Below are 15901 nucleotides of genomic sequence, written 5' to 3'. Positions count from 1 at the left end.
GCTGGCCGAAAACGATGACAACCTCAACATCCGTCGTTACGTCGACACCACACCCGAACCTGAACCACAGGACGTCCGAGCGCACCTGCATGGCGGCATCCCAATAGGTGAAGTCGACGCCAAGGCTGATCTATTCGCTGCACACGGGATGAAGCCTGAACACCTGATGGTTTCGAAGGACGAGGACTACCTCCAGTACGCCGACATCGTCACCGACAGGCGCGATCTCCGAAACCTGGTGGAGGCGGACGAAGGTGTCATCGCGGCCGAGATGGACGTCGCTAGCGCGATCAGGCATTGGTGGAAGTCTCAGGAGACCCGTCTCGACAAGTTGCAGTCCGCTAGTGACCTCGTGGAGCTTCGCAGAGAGATCATGGAGACGTTCCGCGGTGCGCTTGGGACAACGCCCCTCTTCGACCACTTCGCTGTCGATGGAATCATTGCCTCGTGGTGGGGCATCAGCCTGCCAGACCTCAAAGCGCTGGCCACGCTCGGGTACCGGGGACTGATAGAGGCATGGACCGCCACCGTGCTTGACGCCTTGGAGGAAGAGAAGGCGAAGGTCAACCCACTCGAACACAAGGTCGCCCCGGCGCTGATGCCGGACTACCTCGACCAGCTCGCCGCTCTTGAGGCTGAGGTCGCGGAATTGGATTCCACGATCAAGTCCGCCACGACCTCTGATGACGACGAGGGCGACGAAACAGGCGCGGACACTCTCTCCCCGACGGACGTCAAGAAGCTGAAAAGCGGGCTGACAGCTACGAAGAAGAAACTCAAGGCTGAAAAGGGCGTGTTCGGGCAGCGGCTTGAAGAAGCAAGCGAAGCGCTCGATGACTCGTCAGCTCGGCAGATCGTGCTTGATGCGCTCGAAGCTGACCTACTGGCTGAAGCTCAGGATCGAATCACACGACACCGGCGAGCCATCATCGTCGCCCTTGAGACGTGGTGGGACAAATATCAGACTCCGCTCACAACGCTCGAGGCGGAGCGCGACGACGCCGCTGCGAAGCTGGCTGACCTGCTTCGAGGGCTCGGTTATGAATAGGCCGATGGCCGATTGGGAGGTTCGCTCGCTCGCCTCTCTCGGCACCTACCTCAATGGCTTTGCCTTTAAACCGGGACACTGGGGAGACCAGGGTTTACCTATCGTCCGAATACGCGAGCTCCTCGACCCAACAGTGGAGCCGGATCGTTACGACGGTCTTCTCGCACAAGACTTCAAGATCGAGGACGGCGACCTCATATTCTCTTGGAGCGCCACTCTCGCCGCTCTTTTCTGGGACCGTGGGCCGGCATACCTGAATCAGCATTTATTCAAGGTGACCGCTGCAAATGACGTTAACCTCCGTTTCCTTAAGCATCTAATCAACTTCCATCTGGATCGGCTGTCCGTCAGATCGCACGGCACGACTATGAAACATGTCACCCGTGGCGACCTAGAGGCGTACATGGTCGAACTGCCGACGAGTACTGAACAGCGGCGGATCGCGGAGATCCTCGACGCGGTTGATTCCCAAATCCGATCGACCGAACGAATCATCGAGAAGCTCCACAGTGCTGAGCGAGGAATGACCGATGCGCTGCTGACCCCAGCGCACAGCGCCGGGCGGATTGGCAGCGATGCAACCCCAGCCAGCTTGCCCACTGGCTGGAGAACTGGGCATCTTGTTACTTTCTGCACCCTCCAGAGAGGGTTTGATATCACACAGGCGGAGCAGCGCGAGGGCCCGTATCCCGTGATTTCTTCCTCGGGCATTACTAGTTATCACGACCGCTTTATGATCAACGGTCCCGGTGTCGTGACTGGTCGAAAAGGATCGCTCGGTGGTGTCTATTACTGCGATGGTCCGTTCTGGCCGCATGACACGTCGCTATGGGTCAAAGACTTCCATGGCAATGATCCCGAGTTCATAGCACTGCTTCTTAAGTTTTTGCGGCTAGAACGATTTGACGCGGCAACGTCGGTACCTACCCTTAACCGGAACACGATCCATCCGCTGCGCGTCGCGGTCCCTACACCCAGTCAGCAGCACGAAATCGTCTCTGCGCTAAAGAAGTTCACATCACGAGCTAGAGCGGAAGAGGCCTATCTGGCCAAACTTCGACTTATCACGTCCGGTTTACTTAGCGATCTTCTTACGGGCCGCGTCCAAGTCCCAGCGAGGGCCGCGTGACGAACATCGGCAGCGAGTACACTTACTCCGAGAAGCCTCTGCTCGATCAGTTGGTAGGCCTCGGCTGGTCAATGATCGAAGGTTCGAAATCGGATGCAGCTGTTACGGAACGGGACTCGTTTCGTACCTCAATCCTTGAGGCCCGCCTGCGCGAGGCGACGCGGCAGATCAACCTTGGACCCGACAGTCAACCGTGGCTTGACTATTCACGGCTCGCCGAGGCCGTCTCTACGCTGACTCGTACCGAGACCGGCAAGCTGATCGAGATCAACGAGCGCATGAGCGAGCGGCTGCTCGAAGGCGTATCTGTGACAGGTTTGCCCGACTGGAACCAAGGCCGGAGCCAACGCATTAAGCTCATCGATTTCGACCATCCGGAACGCAACGATTTCCTCGCGATCAACCAGTTCCGCGTCGACGAACCCGGCGGACAAGCCAAGAAGTTCGTCGTGCCCGATGTGGTTCTGTTCGTCAACGGCATCCCCCTGGTGGTGATCGAATGCAAGAGCCCTTACAGCACAGACCCGATGGCCGAAGGCATCAACCAGCTGCGCCGCTACGCAAATCAACGCGATCTTGGGGTGCCCGAAGGTAACGAGCACCTGTTCTGGACCAACCAGTTCGTCGTCGCGACCTATGGAGACAAGGCCCGAGTCGGCACCTTTACCTCAGAGGCCGAGCACTTCCTCGAATGGAAAGACCCCGCTCCACTGAGCCGCGATCAACTGGCCGCCCAGCTCGGCAAACCGGCCGCTGAACTCACTGGGCAAGAGCTCCTGGTGGCTGGCATGCTCACCCCGGCGAATCTGCTTGACATCGTTAGGCATTACACCCTGTTCAATGAGATCAGTGGCCGGCGGATCAAGCTGGTCGCCCGGTACCAGCAATACCGGGCAGTTCTCAAGGCGCTCAACCGGCTGCGTACCGGCAAGACTCGTCAGGTGGATGGCGAGCACGACCGCCGCGGTGGCCTGATCTGGCACACTCAGGGATCAGGCAAATCGCTCACCATGGTTTTCTTGGTGCGCGCCATGCGCTCGGAACCGGTGCTGCGGGCCTTCAAGGTCGTTGTTATCACCGACCGGACTGACTTGGAAAAGCAGCTAGCCGCAACCGCGAAGCTGTCTGGCGAGACGGTGCAACGTGCCCGGAAATCGGCCAAACTACGAACCATGCTGGCCGAGCACGGCCCGGCCCTCCTGTTCGCCATGATCCACAAGTACCGCGACACCGATACTGGCCGGGCCGACGGCGGCCTCGCCGACGACGAAAAAGCCGAGTCATTCGGCGTCCTTAACACTGATGAATCGATCGTCATTCTGGTGGACGAGGCGCACCGCTCGCAGACCTCGACCCTGCACGCCAACCTGATGGCAGCTTTGCCGAACGCCGCCAAAATCGGCTTCACCGGCACACCGATCATGCGCGAAGGCAAGAAGCGTACCGAGGCGATCTTCGGCGAATTCATCGACAAGTACACCATCCGTCAAGCTGAAGCCGACGGCGCCGTCGTGCCCATCCTCTATGAGGGACGCACTGCCAAAGGTGCCGTGGCGGGCGGCAGCGACCTCGACGAGCTGTTCGAGGACATGTTCGCCGACCTCAGCGACGCCGAGCTGGAAAAACTCAAGGCGCGCTACGCGACCACGGGCTCGGTCGTCGAGGCGCCCAAACTAATTGCTGCCAAGGCGAAATCGATGCTGTGGCACTACATGTCGACCGTCATGCCGAATGGGTTCAAGGCGCAGGTGGCCGCATCAAGCCGACTGGCAACCGTGCGCTACCGCGAGGCACTGCTGGCGGCGCGCGACGACCTGGTGACTCAAATCGAGGCATTGCCGGACCATCTGCACCACGCCGATCCCGACGATATCGACCGGCTCGACCGCAAGACACAGATCCTCGTGCAGGCCACCGATCAGCTCGAACTGCTGAAGGCACTGGACTTCGTGCCGGTCATTTCCGGCAGCAACAACGATGATCCGACGTGGGCGCAGTGGACCGATAAGGCGCGCCAGGATGCCGTCATTGAGGACTTCAAGAAGGAACTGGGCTTCGCGGGTGAGAAGACCAGCCCGGTCGCGTTTCTGATCGTCCGTACCATGCTCCTAACCGGTTTCGATGCACCAGTCGAGCAGGTGCTCTACCTCGATCGCGCTATCCAGGACGCCGAATTATTGCAGGCGATTGCCCGAGTCAATCGCACCGCCAGCAGGAAAACCGTTGGGCTACTGGTTGACTACTACGGCGTCGGTGCACACCTGCAAAAGGCGTTGAAGGCGTACGCACCCGAAGACGCCGAGGATGCCATCGGGGCGCTGGCTTCAATCAAGGACGAGCTACCGAAACTGCGCGACCGCCATGATCGGGTCGTTGCCGTCTTCGCCCATGCCGGTATCGACACCTTTGACACTGACGAGGATGTCGAAGCCTGCGTGCAGGTCTTGGCAGATGAAGCCCTTCGGGCACGGTTTGGTGCGCTCCTCAAGCAGTTCCTTACGACGCTGGACACTGTCATGCCTCGCCCAGAGGCCTTGCCATTTGCGCATGACGCGAAGCGTCTCGGCATTATCTCGCTGGCAGCCAAACGACGCTACCGCGATGACGGGCTCGGTGACTTTGATAGTTCGCTCTATGGCGAGAAGGTCCGCAAGCTGATCGACGAGCACGTCACCGCGCTCGACATCGCGACGAAGATTCCGCCGGTGTCGATCACCGATCCCGACTTCGTTGCCAAAGTGCAAGGCCTGACATCTGATAAGGCCAAAGCTTCGGAGATGGAACACGCCCTGCGCTACCACATTCGAAAGAACTTCGACGAGGACCCTGCTCGCTATACGAAGTTGTCGGAACGGCTCGACGACATCCTGAAGAATCTGACTGGACAGTGGGACCCGTTGGTACTGGCGCTCACGGAACTTCTCAGTGAGGCGCAGAGCGACGAGGGCGAAGGCGCTATTCATGACGATCCGCTCGTCGCACGGTTCTACGGTCTGCTGGAAGCCGAATACGCGACAGACGCCGATGTGCCCGAACAAGTCCGGCTGGATATCGTCCACCTCGCCCAGGAAATCGTCATTCAAGTCGATGCGAACGCCAGCATGGTTCGGTTTTGGCACAACCCCCATGCGCAAGAGACCCTGCGCAAACAACTCATTCACACTCTCGACGACCGTGATCTCTTTCCGTTCGACGAACAAGCACCGCTGGCTGACAAGCTGATGGAGCTTGCTAAAGCGAATCAATCTTTGATCGCTTCCAGGAGACGGTGATGGACCCGCGCGCGATGACATTGCAGCTCGACGGCATGCGCGTTCCCGTCCTGACCGGTGGAAGTAGCCGAAGAGCGAAGCTGACCATCGAGCGCGACGGCAGCTTGCAACTCAAAGCGGCCCCCGACGTTCAAAAGGCCGAACTGGAGCGGTTCCTCGCCTCTAAGCGAGACTGGATTTACCGGAAGCTGGCGGACAAGGAAGCCCTTTCTGCTGAACCTGTCACCAAGGAACTCGTCGACGGAGAGGGATTCCTCTACCTTGGCCGCAGTCATCAACTCCGCGTCGTCGGCACCGATGATCGTCGGGTCCGCCTGCAAAAGGGCAGGCTCGTCCTCCCGCGATCAGTTGTCGGCGAAGGATACGAGCAGATCATCGATTGGTATCGGGCGACCGGACTTGCATGGCTCAAGCCGCGCGCGAAGGACTGGTCCACTCGCTTGCGAGTGGACCCTCAGACCGTTGAGATCGCTGATCTCGGCAATAAGTGGGGCTCGGCGTTACCGAATGGTCGGGTGCGGATTCACTGGGCGACAATGCAACTCCGACCATCGCTCGTTGAGTACGTCCTTGCACATGAGCTCGCACACCTTCGGGAGCCACACCATGGGCCAGCATTTTGGCAAGTCCTCAGCAGAGCAATGCCGGATTTTGACCAGCGAAAGAGCGCTCTGGCCCAAGCCGGCACCTCGATATGGATGGGTGCCATTCGGCTGGAGAATGTCGTTTCACACGCGGCCAACGACGTGTAGCACAATCTCAAGCTACGCACGAAGGTCGGGAGAGCGGACACCACAACTGGGTTGAAGCGCGAGTTGTGGATAACGGCGGAAGATCCATCCACAGCTACCCGTGACTTGCGATGATGTGAGCGTCAATTTATCGACGCACGGGGCTGAGCAATGACGAATCCATTTCATAAGTTCCTAGAGATGCTGGTCAATGCGGCGAGCGGGGGAGTGCTCGACCGCATCGACAACCGTGCCAACCGTGCACGCGAATTACGTCAGTGGGGGCTTCATCCCCATCACCCAGAGCCAGGAAGTCCGCTGGCAGCCGACGACGCGGCATTCAAAATCGCGTACCCCTTGGTGCTGGCGGGGGACGCCGCCGTGACCGAGGAGTGCCTGTTCCCGATGATGAACGCCACGGAAAACTTGTACGCAGCGGCGCTACTGGCTGACGAGCGCACCAAGTCTCGTGACCTTTATGCGTCGTCCATAATGCAGTTGTGCCGGTCCTCCATGGAGAACTCCGCCCGCACAGTGTGGATGCTGAGTGGCTGTACCCGCGAGGAACGTCGGGACCGCTGCATGAGCTTGGAAATGGAGCAGTTGGAGCAGCAGAGCTACTTCCTGAAACTCGAAGCGGATTTTGAGCAAAGCGGCCGAAATCCGCGTCCGCAGAATCTCATTGACGAGAATAACGCCCACCGTGAGAAGCACGCCGCGTTACGTGAAAAGGTCAAGGAGGCGTATACGTACGCCAAGCCGCTTTCGTTCACCAAGACCATCGCTGAGGCGGCGAGATGGGTGGACCAGCACGTGCCGTCCCACGACACTGGGGAGCTGAAGGAGCACGGGCTAGAGCAAGGCGCGCGGTCGTTCTATTCGTACGGTTCCAGCTTCGTGCACGGATACTCGTGGATGACCGACTACGCGCGTGGTGGGGTGCTCTTCGGCATGGTTGCTGACGGACTCGCCGCCGCGCTCAACATGACCGAGTGTGCTGTGTGCCTGTTCGAGGCTGCCTGTCGCGTACCGGGCGGAGAACGGGCCGCCGACTGCCATGTGCCTGAGCGGCTGGAGCCGACGATTGCAACCTGGTCGCAGGAGCTGTTCACGACGTAATTGGGCCGCTGCCACGGCTTCACCGCCTCGTCCGGTCGCGTGAGGATAGCCTTGAAAAGAGTCCGAATGCTACGCGGCGATGCCGACGGACAACGCGACGCCCGGCTTATTGGTTACATCCGCGAACCGCAGTCATAGCGATTGGCTCCGATCGCGTCCCGCTGAGTGGCCCCTCAGAGTCGGACGTGATTCGTAGCCAGCGGTCGTACTGCGTGACTATCCTGCGTTAGGTGCGTGCCAAGGAGGGGACCTTCCGCGATCTGATGACGCAGGACCGCCAGTTTCAGGTGCCGCTGTATCAGCGGCACTATCGCTGGAAGACAGCTTAGCAAGAAGACCTGTGGCAAGACATCGCCGAACAAGACCGCGCGTTGGCGGACGGTAGCGCGATCCCGAAGCACTTCATCGGCAGCATCGTGGCGGTCGAGAAGGACGCTGACCCGCTGCATGACTTCCGCGAGTTTCGCGTCGTCGACGGTCAACAGCGTCTGACCACATTGTCCGTCGCGCTCGCAGCCCTGCGTGATGTTGCGGCACTCGACGATTCCGAGCAGTTCGACCGCCTGAACAAGAAGTACCTAATTAACGACACGGAGCCAAAGGGTTCGGCCAGGTGGGCGCGTCTTGTACCGGGCGACGAAGACGCTGCTCCGTACTGGACAGTGCTGACCGACCCAACCAATGTGTCCGGACATAGCGCGATCGTGAACGCCTACCGATTCTTCCACCGCAAGATCTATGCTCTCCGCGAAGCCGGTGAGCTTGTCCCTGAACGGCTCGCGACGACAATCGGTGATCGATTGGCGCTCGTCTTCGTGACTGTGTCCGAAGGCGAGCGACCCCACAAAATCTTCGAGTCCATCAACGCGACGGGCGTAGGACTGACGCAATCCGACTTGTTGCGAAATTACCTTTTCATGGCGTTGGGCCCTCGCTCGAACAACGTCTACACACAACACTGGCGTCCACTTGAAAAGGCACTAGGAGTTGAGGGTCTGGAGGGACTTGTTCGGGACGACCTCCAATCGACGGGAGACTTCATCAAGCAAGGCGATGTCTACCGCGCGGCACGCAGTCGACTGGAACCGTCAGCAGCTGATCTCGATTTTCTCGAAGACCACGTCAAGAGGCTCGCGCGAAGAGGCGCCTACTACTCACTCTTCCTCCAACCAGCAGACCCGAACTCCACGGCATCCGATTTGGGACTCAGCAAGAATGCGCTGAGGCACTTGGCATTCCTGCGTGGCTGGGGTGCAGGCACGACCTATCCGTTGCTGCTGCACATCTACGCCGAAGTGGACGCTGGCCGCGCCACCGCCGTGCAAGCTGAATCCTGCCTCGAAGCCATCGAGTCCTTCATAGTCAGGCGCTACGTCGTTGATGTGCCCACGAACGTCCTGAACCGGCTCTTCATCGCAGTGATTGGCAACCTACCCCAGGGCGAACCCATCGATGTGGCGCTGCGCCGGGAGCTGTCACGAGATAAACGGTGGCCCGACGACGATCGTGTCCGCGATGGGATCGCCACCGTGCACTACTACTCCAATGGACGAGCCCACCAGCAGCGGTTGGTTCTGCAGCGCCTCGAGTCGCACCTGCGCGCCGAGGTCGATCTCGACTTCGACTCTGCCAAGCTCTCGATCGAACACGTCATGCCGCAAACCCTCAGTGAAGGCTGGAAGAAGCACCTGGTCGACGCCGGACATGATCCGCGCGAAGTGTTCGAGCGGCTTGGTCACGCGCTGGGAAACCTGACGCTGACGGCGTGGAACTCGAAGCTTTCGAATCAGCTATTCGAGCGCAAGCAGGAAATTTTGCAAGATTCGGATCTGAAGTTGAACGAGCATCTCGCCGCCGCTTCGCAATGGGGAGTCGATGAGATTCAACAGCGCTCGCAGGTGCTCGCCGACGCTGCAATCTCGCTATGGTCAGCCCCTGTGCCGGGGGTAGTGACGGCGCGCTCTGGATTCGACTGGACGCGCGTCGACGACGCCGTCGCGGCGCTTCCAGCGGGCTCGTGGACGTCCTATGGCGACCTCGCCGAACTCGCAGGAACGGCGGCGCAGCCGACCGCAAATCACATCGCCCACGACCCCGCGGTAACGAATGCGTACCGCGTCCTCAGCGGTGATGGATCCATCAGCTTCAAGTTCCAGTGGCACGACCCGGCCGACACCCGCGATCCAATGGAGATGCTGATCGGCGAGGGCATCGAATTCGATGACAACGACAAGGCCTCGCAAGCGCAACGCCTCGGTCCACCTGAGCTCGAAGCTCTGCTCGACAGCGCGCCCTCTGAAGTGACGTAGGGATCTTCCGCGCCGCCCAGATCGTCAGACGAAGAACACATCCCGCCCTCGCGACCCTCGCGTGCTCGTTCTGCCGCGCGTGCCTCAATCGAATTTCGTCCGTCGGTAATCGACGGACCATACTGGCGCAGGGGTCGTATTCATTCGGGGTGAATACGCCCTCACGCTGGTCGGCATGTAGCGCCGGGTATTGCTCTGTTCGCTTCTCACCTCTCCTGGACCAGCACGTGAGGTGCGTCCTTCATGCCTCCTGCGTTGGTCTGACCACGTCGCGGGTTTGTTGCTTTGGTCGGCCACCAGCTGGCTTCGCGTAGGAGTGTGGCGATGGCGGGCACGGTGAGGGTGCGCACGAGGAAGGTGTCGAGCAGCAGCCCGAAGCCGATGATGAGGCCGGCTTGGATCATGATGGCGACTGAGCCGACCATGAGGCCGAACATGCTGGCGGCGAATATCAGGCCAGCGGAGGTGATGACGGCTCCGGTGTTTGCCACGGTGCGCAGGACGCCGACGCGGATGTTGGTTCCGGATTCTTCGCGGAGCCGTGAGACGAGCAGCATGTTGTAGTCGGCGCCGACGGCGACGAGGATGATGAACGCCAGCAGCGGTACGGGCCAGGCGATTTCGTGGCCCAGTCCCCATTGGAAGACCACAACGCCGATGCCGAGCGAGGCGAGGTAATTGAGCACGACGGTGCCTAGTAGGTAGAGCGGTGCTAGGAGCGCTCGCAGCAGTAGGACCAGGATGACGCCGACGATGATTATGGTGGCCATGGCCAGTTGTGCGAAGTCGGCCCATAGGAGTCGTTGGATATCGGAGTTTACGGCGGGGAAGCCGGCGACGGACACGGTGGCGTCGGCGAGTGACGTGTTGGGTCGTGCGGTGTTGGCGGTGTCGGTGATGCGGCTGGCGAGGTCCATGGCTTCAACGCTGTATGGGTCGTGGCTGCTTTCGATCATGAACCGCGCTGTTTTGCCGTCCGGTGAGAGGAATTGTTCGGCGACGTCGGTGAATTGCCGGTTCTCGAATGCGTTGGCGGGCAGGTAGAAACCGCTCGAGGAGTCGGAGTCGGCCGCTGCGCGTGAAGAGTTTTGTAGTTGGGTGGCGATCTGGCTCATGCCGGACAGCATTTCGATGTTGCTGTCGGCGAGGGTGCGGACGCCGGTGGCGAGTGCTTGGGCGCCGGAGGCGAGCTGTCCGATTCCGTCCTGTAGTCGGCGGAGATTGGTGGCCAGGTCGGCCGGGTCACCGAGGGCTCCGAATGCCTTGTCCAGCGAGGCGACTGCGTTCTGGACGTTGGCGAGGGTGCCACCGACGGTGGCGTTGGTGGCGGGATCGTAGCGGTCCCCGAGGTCGGCGATCTGGTTGAAGAATCCGCTGTCGCGCAGAGTGACCAGGATCTGCACCTGGTCGCGGATTTGGGCGCATTGCGGGGTGGTGGCACACCACGGCGAGGTGTTGAGGGCGCCGACGAGTGGGTCGAGTTGGGTGATCGCGTTTTGGGCTTGGTTGGCCAGCGGTCGTAGTCCTGGGCCGGATTGGATGGCTTGGTCGACGGCGGGGGCAGTGGCGGAAAGTTGTTGCAGCAGCGGCCGGAACTGGTTGACCTGAGTTCCTGCGGATTGGGCTTGGGTGAGGATTCCGGCCAGTGGTGTGAGGGCGGTGCGCACGGTGCTGTCGAGTTGGGCGAGGCCGTCGGCGAGCTGGTCGGCGCCGCCGGTGAGTTTGGCGAGGTCGTCTTTGCGGGAGTTGCCCTCGGCGACCGCGCCGGCCATTTTGTCGCCGATCTGGCCGTTCTGCCAGGCCAGTTCTGCTTGGTCGAGGCGCTCTCCGGTGGGGCGGGTGACTCCGGAAACCTTGGTGACGCCGGGGATCTGGGAGACGCGGGAGGCCATCTCGTCGAGATCGGCCAGTCCTTTCCCGGTCCGCATGTCGGTCGGGTTTTCCACGACGAGGAATTCGCTGATGACGACGTCTTTGCGGAAGTGGCGGTCCAGCAGGTGGTAGCCCTGGTTGCTGGCCGTGGTGTCTGGTTGTCCCTTGCGGTCGTCGTAGCTGATTTTGATGGTTGCGGCGGCTGCCGACAGGGCGAGCAGGATGACCAGGCTGACGATCAGTAGTGGCACGGGACGGCGGACCACGGCGACGGCGACGCTGTTCCAGTAGCGGCGGGTGCGATCGGGTTTGGGCTCACCGATGCCGCGTTTGGCGGCTAGCGACAACACCGGTGGCAGCAGGGTGACGGTGGCCAGAAATCCGAACAGCACGGCGATGGCACACGCGGGGCCCAGGGCGGCGAAGACGCTGAGCCGCGCGAAGACCATGGCCAGGAACGCGAGTGCGACGGTGGCGGCGGAGGCGAGGATGACGCGCCCGATGCTGGCGGTGGCGTGGATGATGGCCTGATCGGCGGGTACTTGGGCGCGGCGCTGTTCGTGGTATCGGCTGATCAGGAACACGGTGTAGTCGGTTCCGGCGCCGAGCAGGATCGCCGTCATGAAGGCGACAGTGAACTGGGAGACCGGCATGCCCAACTCGCCGAGGGCGGACAGCACGCCGCGCCCGACTGCCAGGCTCAACCCGATTACCAGCAGCGGTAACAGCGCGGTGAACACCGACCGGTAGACGATCAGCAGGATCAGGGCGATCACGCCCGCGGTAGCGATTGAGATCAGCAGCAGGTCGTGCTCGGCGGAGGCGATCATGTCGCTGAAGGTCGCCGGTGGTCCCGTTACCTGCACAGTCGTGGTCGAGCCGGTGAACACCTCCGCCGCGATGTCGCGCACCGCGTTGACGGATTCGGCGGCCGTGGGGTCTCCGAGGGTGCCGGTGACGCCGACGGGCAGATACCAGGCTTTGCGATCGGCGCTGACCGCCTGGGCTTCGGTAATCGGATCGGCCAGTAGGTCCTGCACCAGAAGGACGTGGTCGCCTTCGGCCTGCAACCGGCTCACGAGTTCGCCGTAGCGCTGCCGTGCAGTCGGAGTCAACCCATTGGGGTCTTCCATGGCGACGAACACCATGGTTTTCGAGCCTTCTTCGCCGAACGCGGCGCTCATGCGGTCAACCGTCTGCAAGGACGGCGCATCGCGAGGAATGAGGTCCACCGACTGTTGGCGCACCACGGTTTCCAGCTGGGGGAACAGCAGCGCGAGGACCACCGCGGCGCCGAGCCATACCCCGATGACCAGGGCTTTGTGCCGGAGGGTGAATCGGGCGAGCGTCGCCAACCGTTCGCTGTACTCGCGGGTGTCGGCGGGGTCGGGTGATCCGTTGGCCCGCCGGTCACGGCGCGTGGCCTGGCTTGGGGAATCTGCAGTGCCGTCGGTCACTGGACCTCCACTGATAGCGAATGGTAGCGATCGATACTGTCGGTATCGCTACGCTACCGCATGTAGTGCAAGTGGTGACGGCGTCGTAGGACGCCAGGCCGCGCAATGCGCGACTGGGGAAGGACAGGCGGCCGCTATCGAGTCCAGCGCCGGCCGCCGGTCACAGCCGGCAGGGAATGGTCGAACACTCAGTTGGCTTCTGAAGCCAGGCCGACGTTGTTCAGTCGACGGCATTGGCCTTGGATGTTGTTCAGGTCTTGCTGTTGCTGGTCTCGGACGTTGACATCGAGCGCACGGACGGCCACATCGCGTAGCGGGGCCGCTAGCTCTAGGTTTGCGCTTCGGTTGTGGCCGACTGGCCCGTGTTCTGCAGCAGCACGTAATTGCCTAGGCTGCCCAGGAAACCTGCGCAGTGCTGAACGAGTTCATCGGTGGTGAACTCCAGTTCTCCGTCGAGTCGGCGGCGCAAGACTTCGAATAGCCCTCCCACGCCCAAGGTCGAAGCCAAATGGGCAACCCCCACGGCGGAGTCGGGGATGTCGAGGTGGAGTCTGGCCTCGCGCAATACGAGGTCGGTGAAACCGGCCATCAGTTCGCTGCGTAGCTCTCGGAGCAGCGGCTCGGTTGCAGATTCCACGAACAGGATCCGACCCAGCCGAGGGTCGTCGTCGATCATGCTGACCAGCCTGTGGATCGGCGCGTACGCCAGCACCTCCGGTGGCTCGCCGGCATCGGGGATCGCGTCGACTATCACCTCCTGGAAGGTGGCATAGAGCTGCTGGTAGACAGCCCGCAGGAGGGCGTCTCGGCCGGAGAAGTGCTGGTAGAAGTAGCGTGACGTGACACCTGATTCAGCGCAGACGGCAGTCACAGTGGCGGCGGCAACACCGCGCGTGCCGATCAACTCGGTTGCGGCCTCGATGAGACGGGTGCGCCGGTTCCGGTGACGCTCCTCGGCGGACATCCCGCTATACACCCGCGCCGAAACCACGTGGATAGCTTGCCATCTAATTCTGACAAGGCTTAGAGTCAGATTGCCAGCGTGCCCTTGACGAACGGGAGAACAACATGAGCGACGATTCGTTCACTCGGCCCACCACGAGGGTCGTCCCGAAGCCCCGCCGTGTTCGATTCGACATGCCTGCTGGGACCAGTCGGCAGCACTTCGTCGATGGCGACTTGGTGATGAGCCACTTTGTGTCCACCTTGTCGGCCACGTTCCCCGAAGGCGAAGACTTCTTCATCCGGTCAGTCCGCGAGTATCGGGACCACATCAGCGACGCTGACCTCAAGGAGGCGGTCAAGGGATTCATTGCACAAGAGGCCACGCACCGACACCAGCATCGGCTGCTCAACGATCGGCTCCAAGCGATGGGCTATCCCACCGAGGGGATCGATCGCCATATCAAGAAGTTGGTTGGCCGACTTGAGAAGCGTTTTTCTCCCAAGATGCGCCTGGCTGTGACGGCCGCCCTCGAGCACTACACAGCGACATTCGCCGAGATCATTCTCACCAGCGACGAAGCTCAAGAATTGATCGGCGACACCGAAGTGCGGCCTATTCTGCTCTGGCACGCACTGGAAGAATGCGAGCACAAGGCCGTCGCTTTCGATGTCTACGAGACGGTCGGTGGAAGCGAACGCACCAGGGTCTGGGGGATGCGGATCGCCAGCCTCCTCTTGTTCAGCGAGTTGGTCATCCAGACCACCCGCTCTCTGGCCGGTGACCGTGCCGCCTACAACCCGGTGCGGTTGCTGCGCAGCCTTCGAGGTTTCCGTCATAACCCGCTATTCAGCCCAGCAGCAATTGAGCGCTTTCGTTCCTACACCCGCGCCGGATTTCATCCCGACGACTGGGACAGCGCAGAAATCCTCGAACGCTGGACCAAGGAACTCTTCGACGCCGATGGTGGCCAACAAATGCGTAGTAACGTCTAGCTCGACCAGAGCCCGTCGCGGTCAAAGTCGGCCTAAGCGAAGAACAATTCATGGGCTTCGCTCCGCGCGCAGTGAAGTCAAGCCCAGTCCTTTCTACTGGCCGCTCGATGGTGCTCGATCACGTCGCGACCTACAGGAAGCTCCGGCCGAGGAACTCGGTGACGGCGGAGCCGAAGGCGTCGTTGTCGTCGCCGGCGATCATGTGTCCGGTGCCGGATACGTCGACGGTCTCGGCGTGGGGAACCAGTTGCTTGAACTCGTCGACGGTGGCTTGGGAGACCACGTCGGACAACAGACCCCTTACGAGAAGTGTTGGGGCGCTGACCCGTCGGGCTCCGTCGATCAGCAGGCGGCTGATTGCGTCGAATTGCTCCGTTCCCGTGGTCGATTCGTCGCGGAGGAAGTCGAAGTTGGAGTGAATGAATGCCGGGTCCCACCGCCAGATCCAGCGGCCGTCGTGACGCTGCCGTAGCACCTTGCGCAGGCCGTCGACGTTGGCCGGGCGCGAGCGATGGGGGTTGTACGCGGCGATCACCTCGGCGGCGTCGGAGAGGGTGCCAAAGCCATCGGGATGTGCGGCCATGAACGTCACCACGCGACGAGCGCCCTGGAATTCAAGCCGCGGGGTGACGTCGACCAGGACGACCGCCGTCCACGACGCCCCGGATGTCAACAGATGCGTGCCGAGCACGGTCATGCCCCCAAGGGATGCACCTACGACGGCAGGGGCGGTATCGGCGCTGAAGTGCTCACGCACGGCGAGGAGATCGGTCGCGAGTCGCTCGATGTCGTACCTGCCGGCTGGGTCCCAGTCGCTGTCGCCGTGACCGCGGGTGTCGTAGGCGACGACTGTGTATCCGCATGCGTGGAGACGACGCGCTGAAGTGCTCCACGCGTGCCGGTTCTGGCCGCCGCCGTGCAGGAGCAGCACGACGGGACGGGCGTCATCGTGGTCGTAGCAGTCGGCGGCCAGGGTGATCCCGTCCTGGGTTCGGACCCGATGCTGCACGGCGGAGGTCATGACAC

General features: G+C 61.5%; 9 protein-coding genes and 1 pseudogene. 7 read left to right on the top strand and 3 right to left on the bottom strand.

Features of this window, described 5'->3' with window-relative positions:
• From AC5Y49_RS22935 to AC5Y49_RS22910, 6 genes and pseudogenes are all read left to right on the top strand, one after another.
• Positions 1-1048: pseudogene (locus AC5Y49_RS22935) on the top strand (SAM-dependent DNA methyltransferase); the annotation flags it as partial.
• Between the two features lie 4 nt (positions 1049-1052).
• Positions 1053-2177: a restriction endonuclease subunit S gene (locus AC5Y49_RS22930; protein ID WP_499891585.1), complete on the top strand. Its 1125-nt coding sequence runs from the start codon at positions 1053-1055 to the stop codon at positions 2175-2177.
• On the top strand, positions 2174-5449 hold the full coding sequence (locus AC5Y49_RS22925) for a type I restriction endonuclease subunit R (protein WP_499891580.1): 3276 nt from the start codon (positions 2174-2176) through the stop codon (positions 5447-5449). The genes AC5Y49_RS22930 and AC5Y49_RS22925 overlap by 4 nt, the downstream gene beginning before the upstream one ends.
• The gene (locus tag AC5Y49_RS22920; protein WP_499891578.1) at positions 5449-6201 is read left to right on the top strand and encodes a M48 family metallopeptidase; all 753 of its coding nucleotides are present in this window, start codon (positions 5449-5451) and stop codon (positions 6199-6201) included. The genes AC5Y49_RS22925 and AC5Y49_RS22920 overlap by 1 nt, the downstream gene beginning before the upstream one ends.
• A gap of 180 nt (positions 6202-6381) precedes the next feature.
• Entirely contained in the window at positions 6382-7299 is a 918-nt protein-coding gene (locus AC5Y49_RS22915) for a hypothetical protein (protein ID WP_499891574.1), read from the top strand.
• Positions 7300-7637: 338 nt separating this feature from the next.
• The gene (locus AC5Y49_RS22910) at positions 7638-9608 is read left to right on the top strand and encodes a GmrSD restriction endonuclease domain-containing protein (RefSeq protein ID WP_499891601.1); all 1971 of its coding nucleotides are present in this window, start codon (positions 7638-7640) and stop codon (positions 9606-9608) included.
• A 206-nt stretch (positions 9609-9814) separates the two neighbouring features.
• On the opposite strand, the gene AC5Y49_RS22905 is transcribed toward AC5Y49_RS22910, so the two are convergent.
• Both AC5Y49_RS22905 and AC5Y49_RS22900 read right to left on the bottom strand, forming a co-directional pair.
• On the bottom strand, positions 9815-12937 hold the full coding sequence (locus AC5Y49_RS22905; protein WP_064403589.1) for an MMPL/RND family transporter: 3123 nt from the start codon (positions 12935-12937) through the stop codon (positions 9815-9817).
• A 328-nt stretch (positions 12938-13265) separates the two neighbouring features.
• Positions 13266-13901: a TetR/AcrR family transcriptional regulator gene (locus tag AC5Y49_RS22900; protein ID WP_064403590.1), complete on the bottom strand. Its 636-nt coding sequence runs from the start codon at positions 13899-13901 to the stop codon at positions 13266-13268.
• 104 nt (positions 13902-14005) lie between these two features.
• On the opposite strand from AC5Y49_RS22900, the gene AC5Y49_RS22895 reads away from it, so the two are divergent.
• Positions 14006-14875, top strand: coding sequence for a metal-dependent hydrolase (locus AC5Y49_RS22895; protein ID WP_064403591.1), 870 nt, complete (start codon positions 14006-14008; stop codon positions 14873-14875).
• A gap of 130 nt (positions 14876-15005) precedes the next feature.
• Here the strand turns inward: AC5Y49_RS22895 and AC5Y49_RS22890 are convergent, their stop codons facing one another.
• On the bottom strand, positions 15006-15896 hold the full coding sequence (locus AC5Y49_RS22890; protein WP_064403592.1) for an alpha/beta fold hydrolase: 891 nt from the start codon (positions 15894-15896) through the stop codon (positions 15006-15008).
• Between the last annotated feature and the right edge of the window lie 5 nt (positions 15897-15901).

Source organism: Mycobacterium sp. NGS62 (assembly GCF_059812285.1).
The sequence above is the reverse complement of the archived record's forward strand: the minus strand, read 5'-3'. Positions and strand labels throughout refer to the sequence as shown.

Coding starts and splice junctions, on each gene's coding strand:
- AC5Y49_RS22930 (WP_499891585.1), top strand. CDS start 1,053: ATGGCCGATTGGGAGGTTCGCTCGCTCGCCTCTCTCGGCACCTACCTC.
- AC5Y49_RS22920 (WP_499891578.1), top strand. CDS start 5,449: ATGGACCCGCGCGCGATGACATTGCAGCTCGACGGCATGCGCGTTCCC.
- AC5Y49_RS22915 (WP_499891574.1), top strand. CDS start 6,382: ATGCTGGTCAATGCGGCGAGCGGGGGAGTGCTCGACCGCATCGACAAC.
- AC5Y49_RS22900 (WP_064403590.1), bottom strand. CDS start 13,901: ATGTCCGCCGAGGAGCGTCACCGGAACCGGCGCACCCGTCTCATCGAG.
- AC5Y49_RS22895 (WP_064403591.1), top strand. CDS start 14,006: ATGAGCGACGATTCGTTCACTCGGCCCACCACGAGGGTCGTCCCGAAG.
- AC5Y49_RS22890 (WP_064403592.1), bottom strand. CDS start 15,896: ATGACCTCCGCCGTGCAGCATCGGGTCCGAACCCAGGACGGGATCACC.